This is a genomic window from Aurantimonas sp. A3-2-R12, assembly GCF_036016755.1.
Classification (GTDB): Bacteria; Pseudomonadota; Alphaproteobacteria; order Rhizobiales; family Rhizobiaceae; genus Aurantimonas; species Aurantimonas coralicida_A.
The window spans coordinates 23,447-47,802 of the sequence record NZ_JAYXIH010000035.1 but is presented as its reverse complement, the minus strand read 5'-3'; the positions used below and the strand labels follow the sequence as shown (position 1 = coordinate 47,802).

Sequence of the window (24,356 nt, the reverse complement as noted above, 5' to 3'; positions counted from 1 at the left end):
TTTCTTCATGGCGTTGCTCTCCTCAGTGGAATCGGCACCCCGAGCCTAACGGCTCAAGGCGGGCAACGCCGCCCACTTCAGAGTTTCAACAGAGACCGGGACATTCCCTGGTTTCGCAAGGCCGATCGGTCGCCGAGGCCGTCCGCGCGATTGGCGTGACACAGTTCACATATTATCGCTGGCGCAAGGAGTTCGGCGGCCTGAAGGGCAGCCAGGTAAAACGGCTGAAGGATCTGGAGAAGGAGAATGAGCGACTTCGCAAGGCGGTCTCGGATTTGACCCTGGAAAAGCTGATCCTTCGAGAGGCTGCCTCGGGAAACTTCTAAGCCCCGCCCGCCGCCGGCGCTGTATCGACCACGTCATGGCAACGTTCAATGTGTCCGAACGCTTTGCTTGCCGTGTGCTCGGGCAGCATCGCTCGACGCAGCGCAAGACGCCGACCGGCAGATTAGATGAGGCGGAATTGACCGCCGATATCATCGCGCTCGCCACCCAGTATGGCCGCTATGGGTATCGCCGGATCACGGCGCTGCTGCAGGAGGCCGGATGGACGGTGAACGTCAAACGGGTCGAACGCATCTGGCGACGGGAGGGGCTGAAAGTGCCGCAAAAGCAGCCGAAGAAGGGTCGGCTCTGGCTGAACGACGGATCCTGTGTCCGTCTTCGGCCGGAGTATCGCGACCATGTCTGGTCCTACGACTTCGTCGAGGCCCGAACCCATGATGGACGGAAATTCCGCATGCTCAACATCATCGACGAGTTCACCCGGGAATGCCTGGCGATCCGGATCGACCGCAAGCTGAATTCGATCAGCGTCATCGACGCTCTGACCGACCTGTTCATCCTGCGCGGCGTGCCAACCCACATCCGGTCGGACAACGGGCCGGAATTTATAGCCAAGGCAGTGCGCGAATGGATCCTCGCCGTCAGCGCCAAGACGGCGTTCATCGAGCCTGGCAGCCCCTGGGAGAACGGCTATTGCGAGAGCTTCAACGCCCGACTTCGAGACGAACTCCTGAACGGCGAGATTTTCTACTCGCTGGCCGAGGCCAAGGTGGTGATCGAAAGCTGGCGGCGCCATTACAATACCGCACGCCCGCACTCATCGCTGGGTTACCGTCCGCCGGCACCCAAGGTCGTGCAATGGCCGGCTTCGCCATCCGGCCCGGCTTCACCGGCCACGCCAGCCTTGGCGCCAAGGCCTGTCATGCACTAAGAGCCTGATTCAAAAGTTCAGCAATAGATCCAATATCTTGCGATGCGCCTCGTGAGCATGCGGATGCTGGCGATGAGGGTCCAGGCGGTCGCGCTTTCGATTGATCGTTCCCAGTCTTTTGCGAGACGGCGGCATCGGCCGGGCCAGGCGAAGGTTCGCTCAACCACCCAGCGGCGGGGCAGAACCTCAAACCCTTTGGCCGTGTCCGATCGCTTGACGATCTCGATCGTCCAGTCGCCGTGTCCGCGCAGCGAGCGCCTCAGCTTGTCGCCGGCATAGCCGCCCCCGGATCAAGTCCGGGGCAGGCTTGGCAAAGATGTGGCGCAGCCACGGCAAGCGATAGCGCAGGGACTTCAGCACCGTCGTGGCGCCGTCACGGTCCTGGACGTCGGCGGAATGAATGACCACCGTCAGCATCAGACCGAGCGTATCGGTCACGATGTGGCGCTTGCGGCCCTTGACCTTCTTTCCCGCGTCATAACCGCAAACGCCACCGCTTTCGGTGGTTTTGACACTCTGGCTATCGATCACCCCCGCTGTCGGACTGGCCTCACGCTCTTCCAGTTCACGAGCGTCGATCACCAGAAGGCCGTTGATCGTTGAAAGAAGCGCGCTGTCGCGCCAGTCGTAGAAATAGCCGCGAACCGTGGAGGCTGGTGGAAAATCCNTGGCCTCACGCTCTTCCAGTTCACGAGCGTCGATCACCAGAAGGCCGTTGATCGTTGAAAGAAGCGCGCTGTCGCGCCAGTCGTAGAAATAGCCGCGAACCGTGGAGGCTGGTGGAAAATCCGTGGGCAACATGCGCCACTGGCAACCACTCGACGCGATGTAGAGGATGGCGTTCATCACCTCCCGCAGACATGTCGTCCGCGGCCTGCCGCCGCGCTTGGCCGGTGGCAGCATCGGCCCGATCAACGCCCATTCCCGATCCGTCAAATCGCTTGGATAGCGAACGCATCTGCGGCTATGCTCAAGCCGAGCGGTATCATCCCAGGCCATCTCGATTCCTCATCGTCTCGACAACGTAGGGGAATCACAACCTGCTGATATCGCTCAACTCCTTTTCGCTCAGGCTCTAAGATTTGCCCCGGACCACTCGGTGGGGGCCGACCAGATACCCGTCCCGCTTTGCACGGATTTTGACGGGCCAACGCTGAGGAAAACGGCGAAGGCCACGAAAGATGCAGCCCAGACCAGGCGCCTGCTGGCGGTGTCCGTGATATACGATGGCGGCTCGCGCAGCGACGCGGCCCGGATCGGCGGCGTCACCTTGCAGATCATCCGTGACTGGGTCTTGCGCTTCAATGCCCACGGCCCTGCCGGCCTTATCACCGGCAAGGCGCCGGGCAACCGCCCGAAGCTGAACGAAGCCCAGCGCCGGGCCTTGGCCGATGTGGTCGACCGTGGCCCCATCCCGGCGATCCACGGCGTTGTTCGCTGGCGGCGTAAAGATCTGGCGCGCTGGCTTTTCGAAGAATTCCGCATCGAGGTTGACGAGACGACCGTCGGCCGCGAGCTGAGGGCCATGGGCTTTGCCAAGCTGTCGGCGCGCCCGCGCCACCACGCCCAGAACGAGTTCGAAGTGGAAGATTTTAAAAAAGCTTCCCGGCGGAACTGGCAGCGATCCAGGCGGGCCTCCCACAGGGCACCGAGATCGAACTCGGGTGGGCCGACGAGGCGCGTGTAGGCCAGAAAAACAAAATCACACGGCGATGGGCTCGGCGCGGCACGCGTCCCTCGGCTCCGAGCGATCAGCGCACCAAATGGGCCTATATCTTCGGAGCCATCTGTCCCAAGAAGGGCAAGGGCGCTGGCCTCGTCCTGCCCTACTGCGATACCAGCGCGATGAACGAACATCTGAAAGAGATCGCGCAAGCCGTCGATCCCGGCGCCCACGCCGTCCTCATCCTCGACCAGGCAGGATGGCATACGACGCCGAAGCTGAAGGTGCCGGCCAACATCACCCTCCTCTTTCTGCCCTCGAAGGCGCCCGAATTGAACCCGGTCGAAAACATCTGGCAGTTCATGCGCGACAACTGGCTGTCGAACCGCATCTTCCTCGATTACGACGACATCGTCGATCACTGCTGTGCCGCATGGAACAAGCTTGTCGATCAGCCCTGGAAAATTATCTCCATCGGAATGCGTGACTGGGCACACAGGTTCTGATCAGCGCCCGCTGGTATTAATTGCCTGACGCTCTAGAACAGCGCGATAGGCGTGCAGGTAAGCCTCCACCATGCGAGCGACTGAAAACCTCTCCGCATGAGCGCGCACGGTCCAGCGGTTGAACGTGTGAAGCAATCCAACGGCTTCGGCAGCGGCGGCCTCGTCCGGCACGAGAACGCCGCTCTCACCGGGTGCGATCACCTCCGCCATGCTGCCGCGCCGATAGGCGATCACCGGCGTCCCGCACGCCATGGCTTCAACGACGGACAGCCCGAACGGCTCGTCGAAATGGATGAGGTGGAGCAGGCCCAGCGCTCCGCCCAGCAACGCGTCCCGCTCCTCCGGGCCGACCGGGCCGACATAGCGGACCCGCTCGCCAAGGTGCGGCTCGATCTCGCGCTCGAAATACCCCTGGTCCTGAACGATGCCGGCCAGCACGAGAGGTCGGTTGGTCGCGCGGGCGACCCGGATGGCGTCCGCCGCGCCTTTGTCCGGATGAATGCGACCGAAGAACAATAGGTAGTCGCCCGGCAAGTCGCGGAAGGTGAACTCCCCGAAATCAAGACCGTGATGGATCGTCGCGAGATAGGTGAGGTCCGGGTGCCGGTCGGCATCCGAAATGCTCACATACGCCGCCAGCCCGTTGAAGGCACGGTAGACTGGCAAGATACGATCGCTCGAGAAGCCGTGGATGGTGGAAATCGTGGGGGTGTCGACCAGGCTCGCATAGGTCAGCGGAAGAAAGTCGTAGTGATTGTGGATCAGGTCGAAGCTTGCCGCCTGGCCAAAGGCGTTCGCCAGATGCAGTCCCTCCCACACCTTCACATCCAGCCCCGGCGTTTCCTCGTAAGGCGAGGGCACCACGGCGCTGAGACGGGCGCTTGTGCAGGAGTCGGCGGTAGCGAACAGCGTCACATCCGCTCCGGCGGCGACGAGGCCTTCGGTGAGTAGGGAAACGACCCGCTCCCACGGCCCATAAGCCCGCGGCGGCACTCGCCAAGCGATCGGCGCGAGCATCCCGATACGCAGCGGCCGGTCGTGCGCAGGATGACTGGCGAGCGGGTGCAACCTTCAGAGGCCGCTGACGCGGCTTCTGATCGTTAAGCGCGCCGCTCGATTGTACTCCGCAACGCTCAGCCACAGCGCCAAGCTGCTTTCGGCGCCCTGGTTGGCGTTGGCGCGGTCCCGGTGCAGCCCGTCGCGGCAACCGGCCGTTTCCGGATCGTAGAGCGGCGTCTTCAGGGCGTTGCGGCCGAGCAGCCATTCCAACGCGCGTCGGGCGGCGGCGAGCCATACGGCATTGCCCGTCGCGCGCTGTGCCTCCAGGGCGGCGGCGACGGTCGCATATGCCTCGATGGGCTGCCCGTCCCACAGCGGCCTGGCCTCGCCGGCCCCGTACACGCGCTCTGATCCCACGGGCAGGAACGCGCCGTCGGGCGCCGTCTGCTGCTCCTCCAGCCAACCGAGCGCGTCCAGCCCCGTCGCCAATGCGTCACGCTGCCCGAATACTCGGCCATAGGCGATCAGGCCGTGCGGCAACTTGGCGTTGCTGTAGCTGAGATAGGCCTCGAACCAAGGCCAGGTCGGCGTGACGCTTTCGCCATGAAGGCGCAACAGGTTGCCCGCATACCGATCGGCCAGGGCTGCCCATTCCGGCTGAATCAGCTCGTGCTCGGCCCGCGCGGCAATGGCTATAAGGGCGATGGCCTGCGCGCGCGGACTTTCGAGATGCTCCAGGGCCGCCCATGAACGGCCGAGGATCTCCCGCGCCGTGCTGCCGAGGGCGCCTTTTAGCCCGTGCGCCGCCGTGACCAAGGCGCGAACGGAGCGGGCCTGGGCATTGTCGCCGCCATCCTCGTCGAGCCAGCGACGGTCGTAGGACATGAAATTGCGGAAGCGCCGCGTGACGGGGTTCAGGGCGTAGTGGAGGAATGAGAGGGTTCGCCGGGCGATCGCCGGTGCCTGCGGGTCGTCGCAGATAAGGACGGCGAGCTGCAGCGCCCGCGCATTGTCGTCGGTGGCATAGCCTTCGAACGGATTGGGCACGGCGACCGTGGCGTGCTGCAACACTCCGGTTCCGTCAGTGAGCGCGGCTACGTGGTTGAGCGTAAGCGTCGGCAATGGCCGGAAAGAGAGCGGGGCAGGACGAGTATGCAAATGAATCGCCGCGCTGAAGACGTCCGCGTAGGTCCGCGCGACGTTCGGCCAGCGCATCTGCTCGCCATAGGCCCGAGCACGATCCTCCATGGCAGCGCGCCGGCCCGGGTCCCGGAGCAGGTCCGACAGAACCGTGCCGAGCGCTTGCGAGTCGCGGAATGGTACGAGGACGCCGCGTCCCTCGGCGAGGAGCTCCTCGGCGTACCAGAATGGCGTGCTGACCACCGCTTTGCCGTTACCGAAGGCATAGGCGAGCGTGCCCGAGGCAATCTGCTCGCGGTTCAGATATGGAACGAGATAAAGATCGGCGGCGGCCAGCGCGCAGGTGATCAGGTCGAGCTCGGCAAAGCCATCCTCGAAACGGACATGGTCCTCCACGCCAAGATCGGAGGCCAACTGTGTGAGCTGTTCTCGGTAGGCTTCGCCGTTCTGCGCACGGATGTGCGGGTGGGTGGCGCCGAGCACCAGATACGTCACGTCCGGAATATCGCGCACTACGGCGGGCAACGCCCGGAGAGCGGTTTCGATTCCCTTGTTGGGCGACAAGAGCCCAAAGGTGAAGATCACCGATCGCCCGGAGAGCCCGAGGCTCGCCTTTGCGGTCTCACGATCGGTCCCAACATCGGGGATGCCATGGTGGATGAGGCCGATCTTCTGCCGCGGCACGCCTTGGGCAACTAAGAAATGTACGGCGCGCTCGCTCATGACGACAAGCTTGGCCGAAAGCAGGGCAAGTTCTTCGATCACAGCAAACTGCTCAGGCGTGAACTGCTCCAGCACCGTATGCAGCGTCGTCACGATCGGCGCGCGCACGCGTCTCAGGAATGTCAGGAGATAGCTGCCGGCGGGGCCGCCGAAGATGCCGAACTCGTGCTGCACGCTCAAGACGTCGATGGCGAGGGCGTTCAACGCGTCCGCGGCGGTCTCATACGCGGCGACATCGTCCTGCTGGATCGTCAGAGCCACGCGTGCCGGATAGGGATATGTCTGTCCGTCGTTCATGCCGACGACCAGGACCTCGGTCCTCGGCGGCGCTTCGGCCAGTGCTTCTGCAAGATCGTGAGTGAAGGTGGCGATGCCACATAGGCGCGGCGTGTAGGTGCCGATCAAGGCGACCCGGCGGGCTGTCATGGCCAATTTCCTTCAAGATTGAGCGCCGCGGCCACGAAAGGTGCCGGTGCTGATCACATATAGATACGCTGGCCCGAAGATCGAATGATCGAGGGGTCTCAAGGCGAGCGCGGTAGGCGCCGATTATCAAGCACGCATCTCGGGCTACCAGAATGATCCGACGGCGGCGAGGAACGCAATTGGACGCTTCGATCAACGTCGTGGTGGAAGGGTGACGGGCGCAGTTCGGCGCACGAAGTGGGTCATGCGGCGCCGATAGAGGTGGTTCGGCAAATCTGCACATCGGGCTAAGTGGATTGTCTGTCTGAAGGCGGCCAGGATGGCCGTGATCAGGAGAGACGATGTGCCTTTACCTCGCCCTCATGAAGCACACGCTCGGCGGAAAGTTCACGTTCGCGGTGCTCGATGACGTGCTCATGTCGGCCGATACCGGTCACCGCCGCGAGGTGTGCCGCCTGCTCAAGACCGAGTTTCCCGATACGCAGTTCATCCTCACCACCCATGATAAGGTGTGGCTTCAATATATGAAGACCGAAAACCTGGTGATCCGCAGCCAGTCATTCGGCGGCTGGACGGTCGATTCAGGTCCGAGGGTCTAGGACGACCACGACATCTGGACGGAGATCAGGCACGAGCTGGACAGGGATGACGTGGCCAAGGCCGCATGGCTGTTGCGGCGCTACCTTGAATACACCGCGACGATCCTCGCGGACAATCTCAGGGCTCCCGTCGAATTCCGGGGCGACGGTCACTATGATCTCGGGGATCTCATGCCTCACGTCCTCAAGGAGTGGCGGAAGAGATTGGACGACGGCGAAAAGTCCGCCATCCACTGGAAACTCGATGACAAGAAAGCCGCTCTCGGGGCGGCGCGCGCCAGGGCGAAGGAGCTTGTCGCGAAGAGCAACAGCGAACAATGGGCGATCAACCCTGCCGTCCATTTTAACGCCTGGGCGAACCTCCAGCGCAACGAGTTTCAGGAGGTTGTGGATGCGTTCAGGATGCTGCTTGAGAACCTTCGATGCGAGAACGAGAGCTGCAAATCGTATATCTACGTCTCGCTGCGCAAGGGCAAGGCCGAGGCGCTGCGGTGCAGTTGCGGGGCGACCAGCATAAATCTGAAACTGAGCAACTGACCCGATCGGTCCCAGAATATTTCATAGCAGATAATCGCATCCGCGGCTTTAGGGGAGAAGCGGACCGACGGCCCTCGGAGATGGATTGCGTGGGTAAGCGGTTCCCGCGTTGGAAGGCCCCTGCGAGTGCAGGGTTTGGCTCTCGCTGCTTTGCCAGCGGCGACCCTCGCCGCGGCTGTCAACGCTTGACCGTCGCGCTATGACGCTCGTGATCCAATCTGGGGAGAAACCAGGCCAGGAGACCCGCCAGCGGGAGAAATGAGCAGAAACGGTAGACGGCTTCGATGCCGTAGCTGTCGGCTAGGCTACCCAGGATCGCGGCGGCGATGCCACCCAGACCGAAGTTCAGGCCGTAGAATAAGCCGCCGATGAGACCGATGCGGTTGGGCAGCAATTCCATGGCGTAGATCAGGATCGAGGCGAAGGCGCTCGCCATTATAAGGTTGATCGTGATCGTCAGCACACCCGTCCAAAAGAGGTCGGCGTAGGGCAGGAGGAGGGTCAGCGGGAGTGGCCCGAGCACCGAGATCCAGATGATCCGGTAGCGGCCGATCCTGTCGCCGACGATCCCGCCGATAAGGGCTCCTGCTGCCGCGGCGATGAGGAAGAGGAACAGCATCATCTGCGAGGCGGGAATGGAAAGTCCGAACCGCTCAATGAGATAGAAGGTGTAGAACGACCGGAAGCTCTCGGCATAGGCGTTCTTAGAGAACATCAGGAGCGTCAGCACCGCGAGCCCGACGGCGATCGTCGCCATTCCGTGCCGCGGAAGGTCGGCATGATGTCCGGCCAGGGAGGCTCGCAGCTCCGAGAAATGGCGGCTGATCGTCGCCTGCTGTCTCCCGATCCAGATCAGGAGCAGCATGGCTGCCAGGGCTGCGGCGGTGAACCAGGTCAGGCTCGGCTGCCCCATGGGAACGATGACGAGCGCCGCGAAGACCGGGCCGAGGGCGCCGCCCGCCTGACCGCCGACCTGGAAGATGCCCTGCGCCAGCCCCTGCCGTCCGCCCGCGGCATAGCGGGCCATTCGCGTGGCTTCCGGATGGAAGATCGAGGAGCCGATGCCGATCAGCGCCACGGCCCAGAGAATGGACGCGTAGCTCGCCGCGAAGGCGAGGCCGAGCAGGCCCGACAGGGTGAACATCATTCCCACGACGGGCGAGTACGGCGCCGGGCGTCGGTCCGTATAGAAGCCGACCAGTGGCTGCAGGAGAGAGCCCGCGATCTGGAAGGTCAGGGTAATCATGCCAATCTGCCAGAAGTCGAGCCCGTAGCTTCGTTGGATGATCGGATAGATGGCCGGGATCAGCGACTGCATGAGGTCGTTGAGAAGATGCGCGATGCCCAGAACTGCCAGAACCCCCATGTAGGTCCTGGGCTTTAGGGACATGGCGGAGGCGGTGTTCATTTCGGACCGTCCATCTTTCGAACGCGGGGAACCGATGCAGGACGCATCGTGGAATTGTCACGTTGTCCGGACGCAGGCGCAGCGGAGGCGTCGACGTCGGAGGTCAGGCGGCGCAAGTCGCAAGGTGCCACGCGTCGATCGCATCACCGCGAAACTGACGCATCGTGCGGCGGGAGATCAGGTGGCGCTGGATGTTGAAGGTGTTGTAGATGGCGGCGTGAGTGGAGAGGAATTGTTGGGCCGACCGCGGCGACTTGAAGCGCTGCATCCGTCGCTCCCGTTGCCGCACCGGCAGATGCGAGTTCTCCGCGCGGTTGTTCAATCGGCCGCCCGTCACATGGCGCCTGTTCGCCCCGAGTTGCCGCAGGGCGGCACCATAGGAGGGCAGCTTGTCGGTGATCCAGTGCTCCGGCGCAGCGCCATGCTTCTTCAGTAATTTCCGCATCAGCCTGAGCGCCGAACGCTTGTCCCGCCTGGCCTGGACCAGAATGTCGAGCACCTCATCCTCGTCATCGACGGCCCGCCACAGATACATGGGCTTGCCACCGATCGAGACCAACACCTCGTCGAGGTGCCAGCGTCTGCTCGGCCGCTGCCGCAGCCGGCGCAGCTTGCGCGCGTACAGCATCCCGAACTTCAGCGCCCCGCGCCTGACGGTTTCGTAGGAGACCTCGACACCGCGTTCGGCGAGCAGGTCCTCGACATTGCGGTAGCTCAGCGGGAAGCGGAAATACAGCCAGACGGCGTGCTGGATGATCTCGGGCGGGAAACGATGGCGGCTATAGCTGATGCTCGACATCCCCCTATCCTACTCCGCTTTCGCTTCGGATCCAGTTAACGTGTCAAGCCTGTCAACGCCTCCACGACCTCGCGCCATGGAATCAGCCCTGCCACGGTATCGACCGAGATGTCGGAGCGTTGCATTTTCCGCCGCTCTTCGTTGCGGGCCAGCTCAGCGTATTTCGTGCGCAGGATCGTATCGCGCGCCGCGCTGATCTTCTCGGCCACATCCTTGGCGCTCACCGCTTCCAGCAGCCGTCGCATCGTGTCCAGCGCGCGCTCGGCGTCGTCAAGCGGAACGGCACCACGACGCTGTTCGCCGCTGTCCAAACCGCGATACCGAAGATCAATTGATTTAGCTTGTCCCATCACTGCCTATATCGCGCGAATTTGGCCTCCATCGACGCGCTGTACAGTGCCGGTGACGTAACTGGCCTTGTCGGAGCAGAGGAAGGCTCCCACCGCGCCGAACTCGTCCGGCCGGCCATAGCGCGCTGCCGGAATCGTCGTCAGCGCCTGTTGCCGTACCTCGTCGGGAGTCCGCGCATGCCGTTCCGCCTGGGCCGCATCCAGCGCTGCGACGCGGTCGGTATCGATCCGACCGGGCAGGATGACGTTGCAGGTTATGCCGTCGGCCGCGATCTCGGCGGCGACCGTCTTGTTCCAGGCAAGAAGCGACGCGCGCAGGCTGTTCGACAGTGCCATCCCGGCGATCGGCTGCACGGCCGCCGACGAGGCAATTGTCAGGAGACGTCCCCAGCGGCGTTCACGCATGTCTGGCAGGCATCGCGTCGCGGCATGGATGAGATTGCCGACCATGCGCTCGAACCATTGGCTCCAGGCGTCCGAGGAAACGGCCAGCGCCGGGGCAGGCGGCGGGCCGCCGCCGTTGAGGACGAGAATGTCGATGCCGCCCATTCTCACGGTAGCATCGTCGATCAGCGCATCGAGGGCGCTACGGTCGTGCAGGTCACAATCGCGTCCGTGCACTGCCGCGCCGGTCTCCTCGGCGATCCTCGCAGCCACTTCTTTGGCGCCGGTCCGGCCGCAGATCATAACGACCGCACCCTCCGCCGCCAGCGCCGTCGCGATGGCGCGGCCGAGGCCGCGCGTCGAAGCGAGCACCAGCGCCCGCCGCCCGTTCAATCCGAGGTCCATGACCGCTCCTTCCTGTCTACCGCCCGGCAGCGTAGCCCTGCATGCCGCGCGGATTGGCCCCCGCACGCAGATAAAGCGTGCCGCCGTGATCCTCGCGGGAGCAGGCTGCCAGACGCCCTTCCGACCAGTCCTTGCCGACCGTCACCTCATGACCCGACGCCTTCAGCGCATCGACCGTCCGCTGCGGGAACCGCCCTTCGAGAACCAGGACGTTCGGCTTGGCCTCGCGGGGCCAGAACGAGCTCGGGCAATGCTCGCTGTGGAAGGAGGGCGCGTCGATCGCCTCCTGCAGGTTGAGGCCATGATGAACGTGGCGGAGGAAAAATATCAGCGACCACTGGTCCTGCTGGTCGCCGCCCGGCGTGCCCCAGGCGAGATAGGGCTGTCCCTCCCTGAGCGCCATGGAAGGCGTCAGAGTGGTCCGCGGCCGCCGGCCCGGCATGAGCGTGCTCGGCAGGCCCTCGTCGAGCCAGAACATCTGCGCCCGCGTCGAGAGTGAAAAGCCAAGCCCGGGCACGACGGGGCTCGACTGGAACCAGCCGCCGCTCGGCGTCGCCGCCACCATGTTGCCCCAGCGGTCGATGACGTCGATGTGGCAGGTGTCGCCGCGCAACGCGCCCGCCCGGTCCGTCACCGGCTCGCCGGCTTCCGCCACCGTCGGCTCGCCGACGCCCAGGATGGCGTTGATGTTCAGGCTGCTCTCGTCGGCGACCCGGTAATTCGGCAGCTTCGGCGTGCGTCCGTCCGGCTGTCCGGGCCGGAACTCGACCGACGCGCGATCGCCGATCAGCCTGCGGCGCTCTGCATTGTAGCGCTCCGACAGCAGCGCTTCGAGCGGAACGTCGAAATCCTTCCTGTCGCCGTACCAGGCTTCGCGATCCGCGAAGGCGAGCTTGGCCGCCTCCACCACCGCGTGGACGAAATCCGGCCCCTCCGCCGGCATCTCGGCGAGCGGCAGGTCGCGCAGCAGCGCCAGTTGCTGCAGCAGCAGCGGTCCCTGGCTCCACGGGCCGCATTTGGCAACGGTGTAGCCGTGATAGTCGTAGGTCGCCGGCGCCTCGACGCTCGCCTGCCAACGCGCCATGTCGTCGCCGGTCAGCAGGCCGCGATGCCTGTCGCCGCTTGAATCCATGAGCTCGGCAGTGCGGTAGAAGCTGTCGATCGCTTCGGCCACGAAGCCTTCGTACCAAGCGCGCCGCGCCGCCTCGATCTGCCGTTCCCTGTCGCCGCCGCCGGCCTCGGCTTCCGCAATGACGCGGCGATAGGTCCGGGCTATGGCAGGGTTGCGGAACAGGTCGCCCGGCTTCGGCACGCCGGCTCGCGGAAAGTAGATTTCGGCGGAACTCGGCCATTCGTCGCAGAACAGCACCTCGACCGCCTGCAGCGCGTTGACGATCGGCGGAACCAGCGGATACCCGTTCTCGGCGTAGTGGATCGCAGGGGCCAGCACATCGGCGACGCTCATCGTGCCGTGGTCGCGCAGTATCAAGAGCCACGCGCCGAACGAGCCCGGCACGCAGGCCGGCAGCAGCCCGGTCCCCGGCACCAGGTCGAGACCCATGTCGCGCAAGCGCCGAGCCGTCGCCGCTTCCGGCGAGACGCCCTGCCCGCAGATGCTCTGGATGCTGCCAACGCGTCGGTCGTAGACGAGGATCGGCACCTCGCCGCCGGGGCCGTTCAGATGCGGCTCGACGACTTGCAGCAGGAAACCTCCTGCCGCCGCCGCGTCGAACGCATTGCCGCCGCGCTCGAGGATCCCCATCGCCGCCGCGCTCGCCAGCCAGTGCGTCGAGGCCGCCATTCCGAACGTGCCCTTGAGTTCCGGACGGGTCGTGAATATTCCGGACGTCGTCATGATCGATCCTTGTTGCGTGGTGTGGATCCGGCTGTATAGTGACCTGTATACATCGCTGTATACCGGATGACCACATGGCTCCAAATGCCAATCCAGTCCAAAACGGCGCCGCATCGCACCTGCATCTGTCGCAACGCGCCTATGCATCCTTGCGACAGATGGCGATGACGTATCGTTTCCAGCCGGGACAGCGGCTCAACGAGGGTGTGCTGGCGCGCGAACTCGACGTCAGCCGCACGCCGCTGCGCGAGGCGCTGCACCGCCTCACGTCGGAAGGGCTGCTCGTCCTTGTCAGGGGGCGCGGCTTCCATGCTCGGCCGCTCGACGTGAAGGAGGTGTTCGATCTCTACGAGGCCCGGCTCGCGCTCGAGACGACGGTCGCCCGGCTGGCCTGCGAGCGGGCGGACGAGGAGTGGTTCGGAGCGATCGACACCTATCTCGTGGCGAGCGTGAAGGCGCAGGAGACCGCGCCGGTCGAGCAACTCCTGCAGTTCGATGAAGGGTTTCACGAGCGGGTCACCGAGGTCACCGGCAATGCGGAACTGCTGCGCATGCTGGGCAGCATCAATGCCCGCATCCACTTCTTCCGCTGGGTCGACATGCAGGGCCGCCGAGACAGTACGCAGAGCGAGCACCGCGCGCTGGTCGACGCCATCCGTGAGCGCGACAGCGCGCGCGCGGCCGAGGTAGCGCGAATCCACATCACCCGCCGCCAGGACCAGATCGTCGAGGTCATTCGCGAAGGTTATGCGCGGCTCTTCATGGGCGATGGACCGAAGGTCGCCGACCTCAGACCCGTTGCCGTGTCAGAGGAGAAACGATGAACCAGCTTTCCGGTGCCGAAGCGCTCGTGCGCATGCTCGAACTGCACGATGTCGAGGTCATCTTCGGCCTGTGCGGCGACACCAGCCTGCCATTCTACGACGCGCTCTACCGGCTCGATCACGGCATGCGGCACGTGCTGACGCGCGATGAGCGCTCGGCCAGCTACATGGCGGACGTCTATGCACGCGTCTCCGGCAAGGTCGGCGTCTGCGAGGGGCCGAGCGGCGGCGGCGCAACCTATATTCTTCCCGGGGTCGTCGAGGCGAACGAATCCTCCATCGCGCTCCTCGCCATCACCACCGATATCGGCGTCGGCTCACGTGGCAGGTTCGCACTGACCGAGCTCGACCAGGAGGCGCTGTTCCGTCCGCTGACAAAGTGGAACAAGGTGATCGAGACGAGCGGCTCGCTGCCGCGCACGCTGCGGGCCGCGTTCCGCCAGATGACCACCGGCCGCCCCGGCGCCGTGCATCTCGGTCTTCCGTTCGACGTCCAGAAAGGCCCCGTAGACGCCGAAGACGTGTGGGGCGACAAGGTTCTGGGGAAATTCCCCTCGCTGCGCGCCGCCCCCTCCGCCGAACACGTCGAAGCCGCTGCCGAGGCCCTCGCCGGCGCCAAGCGTCCGATGCTGATCTGCGGCGGCGGGCCGGTCATCGCGGGCGCGCGCGCCGAGGTCACAGCGCTCGCCGAGCGACTCGGCGCCATCGTCGCGACGTCGATCAGCGGCCAGGGCGCGATCCTCGACAACCATCCTCTGGCGCTCGGCGTCGTCGGCTCGAACGGCGGTTCCTACGAGACGCGGGCGGCGGTCGATGCGGCCGACCTCATTGTGCTGGTCGGCTGCCGCGCCGGATCGGTCACGACCGAGCGCTGGCGGCACCCGGCGCCACTCGGGCAGCGGATCATCCATATCGATGCCGATCCGACGGTTATCGGCGCCAACTATCCGACCGAAGTGGCAATCGTCGGCGATGCGAAGCTGGCGCTGGCGGAGCTGGTCGAGGCCGTCGACCACAAGCTGGGAGGCGTGAAACGCTCGCCCGAGGAAGCACAGGCAACGGTCGCCCGGGCCAAGGCTGCCAAGTTCGCGCGCTTCCACGCGCTTGCCGAATCCAACGAACAGCCGATTCGGCCCGAGCGCGTGGTTCGCGACCTTGCTGCGCTGCTGCCGGCGGATTCGGTGGTGGTCGCTGATCCCGGCACGCCCTGCCCTTACTTCTCCGCCTATTTCGAGCTGACCAATCCCAACGCCCGGCTGATCAGCAACCGCGCCCATGGGGCGCTCGGCTATTCGCTGCCCGGAGTGCTCGGCGCCTACTATGCCCGTCCCTCGGCCAAATGCGTCGCGGTTATGGGCGACGGCAGCTTCGGCTTCAATGCCGGCGAGATGGAGACGCTGGTTCGCACCGGCGCGCCGGTGACGCTGGTGGTGTTCTCCAACAGCGTGTTCGGCTGGATCAAGGCCGGCCAGGATTCGGGGTTCGGGCAGCGCTATTTCTCGGTCGACTTCAGCCAGACCAACCATGCGCGCGTCGCCGAGGCGTTCGGCGTGAAGGCCTGGAGGGTCGAGCATCCATCGGAACTGCGGAGCGCGCTGGCGGCGGCCATCGAGCACGGCGGTCCGAGCCTGGTCGACGTCGTCACACAGCCGCTCCACGAAGCGGCCGCACCGGTGACGGAGTGGATCGCATGATCCGGACGTGCCGGCAGTTGCCGCCGGGCCTGGCGACAACTGCCGGAGGAATGACCATCAACCAGGGAACAGAAAGGACTGCAAAATGACTCGTAATCTCAAGGGGCATCTTTCGCTTCCGCCACTCTCCCGCCGCGATGCGCTGCGGCTCGGCCTCGCCGGCCTGGCTGCCGGCACCGCCGCATTCCGCACCACCAGCGTGCTGGCGCAGCAGCAGAGCCTGCAGTGGGGCTCGTCCTCCATCGGATCGACCGGCTACGTCATCATGGAGGGTCTGGCCAACACGGTTAACCGCCATTCGGACCTGCAGAACGCCTCGATGGCCACGAGCGGCGGCGCCGAGAACATGCAGCTCTTCGCCGAAGGCGTGATCCAGCTCGGCCAGACCACCTCCACTGACTGGAAACCGGCGGCGGAGGGGATGAACCCATATCCCGCGCCGATCACCGTGCACCAGATGTTCGCATATACACTGTTCAACTGCACGCCGATGGTGCGTGCCGACAGCGATATTCAGACGCTCGAGGATCTCCGCGGCACGCGCTGCATGCCCTCGCCCGCCGGCAGCTCCACCGCCACGATGTGGGAGGTGCTGTTCGAGGCCGCGGGCATTCTCGACGACATCGAGTGGACCTACGGCTCCTGGCGCGAGAGCTACGATGCGCTGCGCGCCGAAGCGGTCGACTGCATCCCCTCGCTGCTGACGAACGGCCGCCCGTCGCCGATCCTGTCGGAACTGGTCGCCACGACCCCGGTCCGCATCCTGCCGATTCCGCAAGAGGTGATGGACAAGGCCAGGCAGCTCAATCCCGGCATCTCGCTCGGCATCATCCCGGCAGGGGCCGTCGAGGGCATCGCGGAAGAAACCCAGGCTGCGTCCTTCTCGGGCGTACTCGCCGCCTCGCCCGACGTCGAGGAGGAGATCGCCTACACGGTGATGAAGGCGATCTTCGACAATGCCGAAGACGTCCGCGCCCTCGGCACGCAGTTCGAGGACGTCGACCTCGAATTCGGCGCCGAATACCTCGTAGAGGGCTTCCCCGTCCACAAGGGCGCCGCGAGATACTACAAGGAGAAGGGCGTCTGGACCGACGACATGGTCGAAGCCCAATAAGTCAGGTCGCACTGCGGGCCGGGCCGAAGCCGGTCCGCAATTGCGAGAATCTTCCGTCGCTTTCCGGGAATCGAGATGATGCGGACCAGATCTAATCGACTTGCCGGCTACTTTACCGATCAGCAGGGTGATCCGCGATTGATCCTGCTCATCGGCCTGGTCTCGCTCGTCTATGTCTTCGGCCACGTCGTCCAAATCTTCGAATACCTCATGCCCTCCGGGCAATTCAAGATCATGCATGTGGGCGGCGCGGCGCTCCTCATCTTCCTCTTCGCCGCAGCGAAGACGGGAAGCGCGGTATCGCGAGCCGTCCATCTCGCGCTCGCCGCAGTGGCCGCCGGTGTCGTCTGGTACGTCTTCAGCGAGCACGATCTTCTGACGTCGCAGCGTGCATTCCTGCCGAACACCACCGACTTCATCGTCGCGGCGGGATTCCTGCTGCTGTGCCTCTACGCCTCGATGCGAGAATGGGGCTGGGTCGTCAGCCTGATCGCAGTCGTCGGCCTGCTCTACGGCTATTTCGGCGATCACATGCCGCAGGGCCTGCTGTATCACGGCGGCATCAACCTGACGCGCCTGATCGGCTACACGTCCATACCGTATTTCAGCGGGCTGCTCGGCAGCCTCGCCGAGCTTTCCGCCGGCACGATCTTTCCGTTCATGCTGTTCGCCGCGGCGCTTCAAGCGACCGGTTGCGTCGACTTTATCATGAACGTCGCCTATCGGATCGGCGGTAACACCCGCGCCGGCCCGGCGCAGATCGCGATCATTTCGAGCGGCCTGATGGGAATGATCTCGGGCTCCAGCGTCGCGAATGTCGCCTCGACGGGCGCTCTGACGATCCCGCTGATGAAACGGCTCGGCTTCAAGCCCGAGTTCGCCGGTGCTGTCGAAGCGGTCGCCTCGACCGGGGGGCAGATCACGCCGCCGGTGATGGGGCTCGCAGCGTTCCTGATCGTCGGGCTGACGGGCATTCCGTACGGCGAAGTCATCATCACCGCCGTCTTTCCAGCCCTCATCTATTACCTGTATCTGATGGTGGCCGTACACTTGCGGGCAGTGAAGCGGAACCTTGACGCGAGCACCAACACCGTGCTGGCCGACGAATTCGACACCGGCGAGAGCCTCTGGCGTATCTGCCTGCGCAACCTGCATTTCTTCATCGCCGTAACGTATCTGGTCTGGGTTCTGCTCGACAGCAACCTGCCCGGGCGCACCTCGCTCGAAGCCACCGCAATCCTGTTGGGCCTCTATGTCCTGCGCGAGATCGTCTTCTCCTGGCGCGGCATCGGCAACATCGTCTCGAACGTCGTCCAACTGATCTGCCGGACCGCCTACAGCGGCGCGCAGGCCGGCGCTCAGATCGCCATCGTCGTCGCGGTCATCGGCGTGCTCGTCGATCTTCTCACCGTCACCGGCTTCGCGCAGAAGCTATCCTTCGCGATGCTGGAGATCGCCAGCGGCAGCCTGCCTCTGCTGCTCATCATGTCAGCCTTCGCCTGCCTGGCCTTCGGCCTGGGACTGCCGACCTCAGCGGCCTACATACTGGTGGCGTTGATGGGCGCGCCGGCACTGGTCAGCCTTGGCGTGCCGCTGCTCGCAGCGCATTTCTTCGTCTTCTTCTTCGCCAATATCTCCGCCATCACGCCGCCTGTCGCGGTATGCTGCCTGGTGGCGGCGAAGATCGCGCAAGGCAGCTTCTTTCGAACCAGCTTCATCGCCGTGCGCCTAGGCCTTCCCGGCTTCATCCTGCCGTTCCTGTTCGTCGCGCATCCCGAGATCCTCGGCATCGGATCCGGCATCCTCTACACCGCATTCGTCTCGGCGATGGCGTTGCTGGGCATCATCGCTCTCAACGTGATGCTGGAAGGCTACCTGCTGCGGCCGCTGAATTGGTTCGAGCGGCTGGTCCTGCTGCCGGCCGCGCTCGGCCTGCTGCATCCCAGCCTCTGGGCATCGCTGTTCGGCATTACCATCTTCGCTGGACTATTGGGATGGCAGTGGATGGGCTGGAGGAGGTCTCAGGCGGCCCACGACACGTCCGCGCCCGCCGGAAGCACGGTGGCGAACCCGCCCAGTTCCGGCGGCAGACCGTAGACGGCTTCGCTCGGCGCTGTCTCGTGCGGCTGAAGACCGCCGGCCGCGAAGTGCTCGCGTGTCCGGCCGGTATCCTCGCTCTCAAGCGCCATGCCGACGATCCAGGGGGCGGGCTTTGCCGCATGGACCCACGGCACGACCTGGTGCAGCGCAGAATGCTCGATGAAGACGCACGCACCCCGGTCGAGCTGCAGGACCCACCGCTGATACCGCCGGACCGGCACCCGCCCCACGAAGCACCCGAACCGGCGTGCGGACTCTTCAGGATCCGCAGTGGCGAGAAGGACCGCCTTCAGCCCGACGATGCCGTTGGGATGCCCGAGCCACCGGGGCTGCCAGACGATGTCCTCCGTGTGGTGCTTCAGAAGCTGTATTCGACCTTCTGGCATCGTCTCCGGTGGAACGCGAAGCACCGAGAAGCGCGCCTCGCGAAGCTGTCCGTCGGCATCGGACACCGGTCGAACGAGGTTTACCGGCGGCTGTGGGCGAAATCCGTTGCTCTCCAGAATCCCGTGCGCCAGATCGAGGTCGCCAGTGCTGAAGGCGATGAGATGCGGTCCCACATGCCGGGCGATCGCCGCCCGGAATTGTCGCGCCAGTTCGGTATCCGCCACCGCCGTCAGGAACTCGATATAGCCTTCGCGCAGCATGACGCAGTGATTGGCCATTCCGGCAGGCACCATGCCGTTCGGCGTCCAGTTCTGCTGCGCCGTGAACGGCGTCAGACGAAAGCCGAGCCGCTCCAGCGTGGCTGCCCCGACATCCAGCGACGGAACAAAGTGCGCGACATGGTCGAGGAACGTCTCGGCCCGATCCGGCACCTGCTTGCTCATGGAGCTTCTCCGCTGATGATCTCGAACCCGCTCACGGTCGCGTCGCGGCCTTTCTCCAGAGCGAGCGGCCTGCCGCGCCCGTCGAGGCCGTATCACGGATGGCGATGCCCCGCGCTCCTTTCCCGAGATGTCAAGCTGAAGGTTCGTATGGTCGTGGTCGGATTCGCGATGCCGCCGGATTGCATGCCTGTCGACTGCCCGCTCGGCGGCCCGAAAGTGCCGGCATTGTCTGTCGATGAGGCGCTGCGGCGCGCCGCACTCCTCCTCCGAAAAGCGTCCGAGAGATTGGAATGAAAATGGCGAGTGTTGGCCAGCTTATCGTAGAAAGTCTCGTCTCGAACGGGATCGACCGGCTCTTCTGCGTTCCCGGCGAGAGCTATCTGGGTCTCCTGGACGCGCTCTACGGCCGCGACGACATCGACCCGGTCGTCTGTCGGCACGAGGCGGGGGCCGGCTTCATGGCGCTTGCCGACGCACGTCTCACGGGCAGGCCAGCTGTCGCCGCGGTAAGCCGTGGGCCCGGCGCCAGCAATGCCGCCATCGCCGTCCACACCGCGCAGCAGGACGGCGTACCTTTCATCCTCATCGTCGGCCAGGTCGCCGCCAACGATGTTCGCCGTGACTCCTTCCAGGAGATCGATTACGGGCACATGTTCGGCTCGATCGCCAAGTGGACCGCGGAGGTGACGGATCCGGCCAGAATGGCGGAAACCATCCTGCGTGCCGTCCAGGTAGCGACTGCCGGCGTTCCGGGTCCCGTCGTGATTTCGGTGCCGGAGGATGTTCTCACTTCCGTCACGCATTCTCGTCCCGTCGGTCCGCAAGCGCCGATCAAGGCGGCACCCGATGCCGCCGATGCCGCTGCGCTGCGCGAGTGGCTACGCACCGCCGACCGGCCGCTCGTCGTCGCGGGCAGCAATCTGGATCGCCCCGGCGGCCGCGAAGCACTGCGGAAGTTCATCGAAGCCTGGAACATCCCGCTGATGGTGTCCTTCCGGCGCCACGACCTTTTCGCGAATGCTCACCGACTCTATGCCGGCGACCTGGGGCTTGCCAATCCTGCAAGCCAGATGGCCGTTCTTCGTGATGCCGACCTCGTGCTGGTCCTCGGCGCGAGGCTGAGCGATATCACCACCCAGGGCTACAGCTTTCCGCACCTCGTCCGCCCGGAAATGAAGCTCGTCCACGTCCACCCGGACCCCTCGGTGATCGGTACACATTTCGCAGTCGACCTTGCGATCGCGTGTGATTCGCGAGCCCTGATAGAAGCGGTGGGCTCCCCCTCGCCCAGCAGCCCGAGAAACGTTCGGGACGCGTGGATCGAGCGGCTGGCGGTGGAGCGCCGGAAGATCGCGGCACCACGATCCATCGAGGTCGATGACGGTATCTGTTTTGAGGATTTGGTCGATATCGTCGGCCGGAGTCTAAGCGACGACGCCATCGTCACGCTCGATGCGGGGACCTTCAGCGCGCCGGTCTACCGCATCGTGCCCTTTTCTCCGCCGCAGCGGCTGCTGGCGCCGATCTCCGGCGCCATGGGATTCGGCGTGCCGGCCGCCGTCGCGGCTAGCTTGCGCGAGCCGGGTCGCCAAGTCATCTGCTTCGTGGGAGACGGCGGTTTCCTCATGACCGGCCACGAGCTATCGGTGGCCATGGAGCGCAAGCTTCCGCTCAAGGTGATCCTGTCGGAGAACGGAATATACGGCTCGATCCGGATCCACCAGGAGCGCGACTATCCGGGAAGGACGGTCGGGACGAGCTTCACCAATCCCGATTTCGAGCTCATCGGTGAGGCGTTCGGCTTCCACGTCACGCGCATGCGGTCGCGAAGCGATCTGTCGGCGCTCCCGTCGCTCCTGTCGGCGGCCGGACCCGAGTTGATCCTCGTGGAGACGAGCGTCGAGGCAATCCTGCCGGGGAAAGGGGGCGATAGCCGCCCTTGAAGCCGTGCTCATCCCGAAGCCGCTCGAACACCCGCTTCGCCGTGTGGCGCTGCTTGCGGTGGACCCCGCGATCGGCCTCCAGCCGGCGTTGACACGTTAACTGGATCCGAAGCGAAAGCGGAGTAGGATAGGGGGATGTCGAGCATCAGCTATAGCCGCCATCGTTTCCCGCCCAGGGGAATCGCATTTGGGATTTGGCGTATCGCTTTGAGCTGAAATGGATTCGGATGTCGGCCTTTGCGAAAGGAGCCGCCGATGTCCTGGTTTGCCGCCAGCTTTGCCGAAGTCACCGATCCGCGGACGGGCAATGCCAAGCGCCATGATCTGCTGGAAGTTTTGACCATCGCTCTGACGGCGTCGGTGAAATTCCAGACCTGAGGTTGCACAATCGCGGAGCGCTGCTGACCGGGTCAGACATCGTCTCCTTGCATACTCCGCTGACATCCGAAACTCGGCACATGATGACGGACGAGACATTCGCGCAGATGAAACGCGATGCGATCCCGATCAACACCGGACGCGGTGGGCTTGTCGATCTCGACGCCCTGACCCGTGCGCTTCAGTCGGGACAGATCGCCGCGGCGGGGCTGGACGTGCTGGAACACGAGCCGCCCGCGCCCGACAGTGCGTTGATGACGGCTTGGCGCGCGCCCTATTCGACGATCCGCGACCGTTTGGTGCTGTCGCCTCACGCGGCCTTCTACAGCCCCTCCAGCCTGATCGATCTGCGCCGGAAATCCGCCGCGACCGCCCTTGGCTATCTGCAAACAGGGTGTTCCCGCGATTGCGTGAACCTGGATAGTCTCGACCGTGAGGCCGCCGCGTGCCGCGCACGTTCCAGCTGACCGTCAACTGAAAGTTCGACACGATGACCAAACTCGACTTTTCCCGTTCCGCCGACCGGGTCCAAGCCGCCAAGTCGGTCGTCCCGGGTGGCGTCAATAGCAACTTCCGGCTTGACGTCGCGCCCACACCCCTTGTTTTCGAGAAGGGAGAGGGGCCGTATCTTTTCGACATCGATGGCAACCAGCTGATCGACTATTACCTGGGACTGGGGCCCATGATCCTGGGGCACAGCCCTGCCGACGTGATCGCTGCCGCGCGTCACCAACTCGACACCGGCCTGCTCTACGGTGGCCAGAGCGAGCTGGAGTACGAGGCTGCCCGGCGCATGACACAGATGATCCCTTGCGCCGAGCGCGTGCGCTTTACCGGCAGCGGGTCCGAGGCGGTACAACTCGCCCTGCGCCTAGCCCGGGGCGTGACCGACCGGAAGATCGTGATCAAGTTCGAAGGACACTATCACGGCTGGCTCGACAGTGTCCTGGTCAGTACGGCAACGCCGATGGAGCAGGCCGGATGCGAGGATACGCCTTGCAAATGGTTGGCCAGCGCCGGCCAGGATCCGGAGGCATCGGTCAACTTGGAAGTCATGTCGTGGAACCGGCGCGAACCGCTGTTATCGCGGATCGCGAAAGGAGATGTCGCCGCCGTCATCATGGAGGCGGCCATGTGCAACAGCGGTGGCATATTCGCAGAGCCGGGGTATCTGGAAGCAGTGCGCGAGGCCTGCACGAAATCCGGCACGGTTCTGATCTTCGATGAGGTCATCACCGGATTTCGCGTTGCTCCGGGCGGTGCGCAATCGCGCCTCGGCGTGACACCCGATCTCGCCATCTTCGCCAAGGCCATAGCTAACGGATTCAGCGTGGCCGCTGTGGCGGGACGGGCTGACATGATGGATCATCTGGGCACGGGGCGGATCATGCATGGCGGCACCTACAATGCCCAGCCCATTGCCATGGCGGCGGCCATCGCGACCATGGACCGGTTGTGCCAGCCGGCCACTTTCGAGGCGCTGGAACGTAACGGCGCCCGGTTGAAGAACGGCATCGCGGATGCCTTCACCGACGCCGGATTGACCGCGACCGTTACCGGGTTTTCGCAAATCTTCACTGTCGCCCTCGGGCTGACGGAGCCTGCACGCAACTTTCGCGGGTTGGCACGTATGAACCGTGCGGGCTACCGGATGTTCACGGTGGCCCTTCTGGGCAATGGCGTGCGAGCACTGGAACGGGGCGCCTGGTTCATGTCGACAGAGCACGACGAAGCTGTGGTGGACGAGACGATTGCCATCGTGAGCCAGACTTTGGTCGAAATCGCCCCAAAGATCGCCACGATGAAAACTTTGTCAACGACGGAGCAAATCCAGGCCAGTGGGGCGGAGTAAAATCAGGCCACGGCGATGGCAGGCAAGACGCACGAAGGGGCCCCTTCGTGCGTCGGCTATCGGGTTTGGGGATCAGGTCGCGGAGATCTCGCCGGTTTCCGGATCGGCGGCGTCGTCGATGGCCTGGTTTTGCTCCGCCCTTTTATCGGACGCAGGGGAGCGGCGCCGGCCCGACGACTGCTTGAGCCGGTAGCTGTCGCCGTTCATCGTCAGGATGTGGACGTGATGCGTCAGGCGATCGAGCAGCGCGCCTGTCAGCCGCTCCGAACCAAACATCACAGGCTACCCCCATTCTCGATGGGGTGGTGTCTCATTTGACGGTTGTCGATGCGCATCACGGCCTTGCGGGGCAGCGCCTCGAGTTCGTTTCGGACCAATCGGCGCGGGGTCCGGCGTTCGTCGTGGTGCGGTTGCCTGACGGACGCCGTCGCTCAATCCGGCGTTCGGTAACCGACCTTGGGAGCGAAACGTCGGCGGGTCCGGATGCCTCGGGCGCCATGGCCCGTGTCAGCGTCCGAACGCTGCTCACATTGATGCGCCATTTGAACAGCAAGGTTGCCTCTCCTATCAAGGAGGTGATTCGCGATGAACGTCCAGTCGAATCCGTGTCG

At 64.5% G+C, this 24,356-nt stretch carries 20 protein-coding genes and 2 pseudogenes; 12 read left to right on the top strand and 10 right to left on the bottom strand.

The window, feature by feature from the left end:
- Window positions 1-107: 107 nt before the first annotated feature.
- Window positions 108-1,216, top strand: a protein-coding gene (locus VSX60_RS16680) for an IS3 family transposase (RefSeq protein ID WP_327625388.1) whose coding sequence is annotated in 2 segments (ribosomal slippage) — window positions 108-312 and window positions 312-1,216 — 1,110 coding nt in all. Because the reading frame shifts where the segments join, the coding sequence is not laid out codon by codon here.
- A 17-nt stretch (window positions 1,217-1,233) separates the two neighbouring features.
- Here VSX60_RS16680 and VSX60_RS16675 read toward each other — a convergent pair.
- A pseudogene (locus VSX60_RS16675) lies at window positions 1,234-2,215 on the bottom strand (IS5 family transposase).
- Between the two features lie 115 nt (window positions 2,216-2,330).
- Here VSX60_RS16675 and VSX60_RS16670 point away from each other — a divergent pair.
- Window positions 2,331-3,385, top strand: a protein-coding gene (locus tag VSX60_RS16670; protein ID WP_327625387.1) for an IS630 family transposase whose coding sequence is annotated in 2 segments (ribosomal slippage) — window positions 2,331-2,817 and window positions 2,817-3,385 — 1,056 coding nt in all. Because the reading frame shifts where the segments join, the coding sequence is not laid out codon by codon here.
- Here VSX60_RS16670 and VSX60_RS16665 read toward each other — a convergent pair.
- Both VSX60_RS16665 and VSX60_RS16660 read right to left on the bottom strand, forming a co-directional pair.
- On the bottom strand, window positions 3,386-4,453 hold the full coding sequence (locus VSX60_RS16665) for a glycosyltransferase family 4 protein (RefSeq protein ID WP_327625386.1): 1,068 nt from the start codon (window positions 4,451-4,453) through the stop codon (window positions 3,386-3,388).
- A 3-nt stretch (window positions 4,454-4,456) separates the two neighbouring features.
- On the bottom strand, window positions 4,457-6,652 hold the full coding sequence (locus VSX60_RS16660) for a glycosyltransferase family 4 protein (RefSeq protein ID WP_327625385.1): 2,196 nt from the start codon (window positions 6,650-6,652) through the stop codon (window positions 4,457-4,459).
- 362 nt (window positions 6,653-7,014) lie between these two features.
- On the opposite strand from VSX60_RS16660, the gene VSX60_RS16655 reads away from it, so the two are divergent.
- Window positions 7,015-7,272 carry a hypothetical protein gene (locus tag VSX60_RS16655; RefSeq protein ID WP_327625384.1) on the top strand — a complete coding sequence of 86 codons (258 nt, stop codon included), beginning with the start codon at window positions 7,015-7,017 and terminating at the stop codon, window positions 7,270-7,272.
- Window positions 7,273-7,323: 51 nt separating this feature from the next.
- Window positions 7,324-7,809: a hypothetical protein gene (locus tag VSX60_RS16650; protein ID WP_327625383.1), complete on the top strand. Its 486-nt coding sequence runs from the start codon at window positions 7,324-7,326 to the stop codon at window positions 7,807-7,809.
- A 178-nt stretch (window positions 7,810-7,987) separates the two neighbouring features.
- Here the strand turns inward: VSX60_RS16650 and VSX60_RS16645 are convergent, their stop codons facing one another.
- From VSX60_RS16645 to VSX60_RS16625, 5 genes are all read right to left on the bottom strand, one after another.
- Window positions 7,988-9,217, bottom strand: coding sequence for an MFS transporter (locus VSX60_RS16645; protein WP_327625382.1), 1,230 nt, complete (start codon window positions 9,215-9,217; stop codon window positions 7,988-7,990).
- Between the two features lie 103 nt (window positions 9,218-9,320).
- Window positions 9,321-10,016 (bottom strand): IS6 family transposase, encoded by a 696-nt coding sequence (locus VSX60_RS16640; protein WP_327625381.1) that lies wholly within the window; start codon window positions 10,014-10,016, stop codon window positions 9,321-9,323.
- Window positions 10,017-10,051: 35 nt separating this feature from the next.
- Window positions 10,052-10,366: a hypothetical protein gene (locus tag VSX60_RS16635; protein WP_327625380.1), complete on the bottom strand. Its 315-nt coding sequence runs from the start codon at window positions 10,364-10,366 to the stop codon at window positions 10,052-10,054.
- Window positions 10,367-10,372: 6 nt separating this feature from the next.
- Complete coding sequence (locus tag VSX60_RS16630) at window positions 10,373-11,155, bottom strand: SDR family oxidoreductase (RefSeq protein WP_327625379.1); 783 nt, start codon at window positions 11,153-11,155, stop codon at window positions 10,373-10,375.
- A gap of 16 nt (window positions 11,156-11,171) precedes the next feature.
- Window positions 11,172-13,010 carry a gamma-glutamyltransferase family protein gene (locus tag VSX60_RS16625; RefSeq protein ID WP_327625378.1) on the bottom strand — a complete coding sequence of 613 codons (1,839 nt, stop codon included), beginning with the start codon at window positions 13,008-13,010 and terminating at the stop codon, window positions 11,172-11,174.
- 74 nt (window positions 13,011-13,084) lie between these two features.
- Between VSX60_RS16625 and VSX60_RS16620 the strand changes: the two genes are divergently transcribed.
- The 4 genes from VSX60_RS16620 (at window position 13,085) to VSX60_RS16605 (ending at window position 18,739) form a co-directional block, all read left to right on the top strand.
- On the top strand, window positions 13,085-13,834 hold the full coding sequence (locus tag VSX60_RS16620) for a GntR family transcriptional regulator (protein ID WP_327625377.1): 750 nt from the start codon (window positions 13,085-13,087) through the stop codon (window positions 13,832-13,834).
- A complete protein-coding gene (locus tag VSX60_RS16615; RefSeq protein WP_327625376.1) occupies window positions 13,831-15,528 on the top strand; it encodes a thiamine pyrophosphate-binding protein in 1,698 nt (565 codons plus the stop codon). The genes VSX60_RS16620 and VSX60_RS16615 overlap by 4 nt, the downstream gene beginning before the upstream one ends.
- Window positions 15,529-15,613: 85 nt before the next feature.
- Window positions 15,614-16,642 carry a TAXI family TRAP transporter solute-binding subunit gene (locus VSX60_RS16610; protein ID WP_327625375.1) on the top strand — a complete coding sequence of 343 codons (1,029 nt, stop codon included), beginning with the start codon at window positions 15,614-15,616 and terminating at the stop codon, window positions 16,640-16,642.
- Between the two features lie 78 nt (window positions 16,643-16,720).
- Entirely contained in the window at window positions 16,721-18,739 is a 2,019-nt protein-coding gene (locus VSX60_RS16605) for a TRAP transporter permease (protein ID WP_327625374.1), read from the top strand.
- Here the strand turns inward: VSX60_RS16605 and VSX60_RS16600 are convergent.
- Window positions 18,664-19,572, bottom strand: a complete 909-nt coding sequence (locus VSX60_RS16600) for a VOC family protein (protein ID WP_327625373.1) — start codon at window positions 19,570-19,572, stop codon at window positions 18,664-18,666. The two genes, VSX60_RS16605 and VSX60_RS16600, sit on opposite strands and share 76 nt — an antisense overlap.
- A 290-nt stretch (window positions 19,573-19,862) precedes the next feature.
- Here VSX60_RS16600 and VSX60_RS16595 point away from each other — a divergent pair, with 290 nt between their 5' ends.
- The 4 genes from VSX60_RS16595 to VSX60_RS16580 all read left to right on the top strand — a co-directional run bounded on the left by VSX60_RS16595 (window position 19,863) and on the right by VSX60_RS16580 (window position 23,745).
- Entirely contained in the window at window positions 19,863-21,515 is a 1,653-nt protein-coding gene (locus VSX60_RS16595) for a thiamine pyrophosphate-binding protein (protein ID WP_327625372.1), read from the top strand.
- 255 nt (window positions 21,516-21,770) lie between these two features.
- Window positions 21,771-21,893 (top strand): hypothetical protein, encoded by a 123-nt coding sequence (locus VSX60_RS16590; RefSeq protein WP_327625389.1) that lies wholly within the window; start codon window positions 21,771-21,773, stop codon window positions 21,891-21,893.
- Between the two features lie 2 nt (window positions 21,894-21,895).
- A complete protein-coding gene (locus VSX60_RS16585; protein ID WP_327625371.1) occupies window positions 21,896-22,360 on the top strand; it encodes an NAD(P)-dependent oxidoreductase in 465 nt (154 codons plus the stop codon).
- 23 nt (window positions 22,361-22,383) lie between these two features.
- Window positions 22,384-23,745, top strand: coding sequence for an aspartate aminotransferase family protein (locus VSX60_RS16580; protein ID WP_327625370.1), 1,362 nt, complete (start codon window positions 22,384-22,386; stop codon window positions 23,743-23,745).
- A gap of 72 nt (window positions 23,746-23,817) precedes the next feature.
- Here VSX60_RS16580 and VSX60_RS16575 read toward each other — a convergent pair.
- Window positions 23,818-24,015: pseudogene (locus VSX60_RS16575) on the bottom strand (ATP-binding protein); the annotation flags it as partial.
- Window positions 24,016-24,356 lie beyond the last annotated feature (341 nt).

Coding starts and splice junctions, on each gene's coding strand:
- VSX60_RS16605 (WP_327625374.1), top strand. CDS start 16,721: ATGCGGACCAGATCTAATCGACTTGCCGGCTACTTTACCGATCAGCAG.
- VSX60_RS16655 (WP_327625384.1), top strand. CDS start 7,015: ATGTGCCTTTACCTCGCCCTCATGAAGCACACGCTCGGCGGAAAGTTC.
- VSX60_RS16640 (WP_327625381.1), bottom strand. CDS start 10,016: ATGTCGAGCATCAGCTATAGCCGCCATCGTTTCCCGCCCGAGATCATC.
- VSX60_RS16645 (WP_327625382.1), bottom strand. CDS start 9,217: ATGAACACCGCCTCCGCCATGTCCCTAAAGCCCAGGACCTACATGGGG.
- VSX60_RS16625 (WP_327625378.1), bottom strand. CDS start 13,010: ATGACGACGTCCGGAATATTCACGACCCGTCCGGAACTCAAGGGCACG.
- VSX60_RS16590 (WP_327625389.1), top strand. CDS start 21,771: ATGTCCTGGTTTGCCGCCAGCTTTGCCGAAGTCACCGATCCGCGGACG.
- VSX60_RS16580 (WP_327625370.1), top strand. CDS start 22,384: ATGACCAAACTCGACTTTTCCCGTTCCGCCGACCGGGTCCAAGCCGCC.
- VSX60_RS16615 (WP_327625376.1), top strand. CDS start 13,831: ATGAACCAGCTTTCCGGTGCCGAAGCGCTCGTGCGCATGCTCGAACTG.
- VSX60_RS16595 (WP_327625372.1), top strand. CDS start 19,863: ATGAAAATGGCGAGTGTTGGCCAGCTTATCGTAGAAAGTCTCGTCTCG.
- VSX60_RS16620 (WP_327625377.1), top strand. CDS start 13,085: ATGGCTCCAAATGCCAATCCAGTCCAAAACGGCGCCGCATCGCACCTG.
- VSX60_RS16610 (WP_327625375.1), top strand. CDS start 15,614: ATGACTCGTAATCTCAAGGGGCATCTTTCGCTTCCGCCACTCTCCCGC.
- VSX60_RS16600 (WP_327625373.1), bottom strand. CDS start 19,572: ATGAGCAAGCAGGTGCCGGATCGGGCCGAGACGTTCCTCGACCATGTC.
- VSX60_RS16635 (WP_327625380.1), bottom strand. CDS start 10,366: ATGGGACAAGCTAAATCAATTGATCTTCGGTATCGCGGTTTGGACAGC.
- VSX60_RS16630 (WP_327625379.1), bottom strand. CDS start 11,155: ATGGACCTCGGATTGAACGGGCGGCGGGCGCTGGTGCTCGCTTCGACG.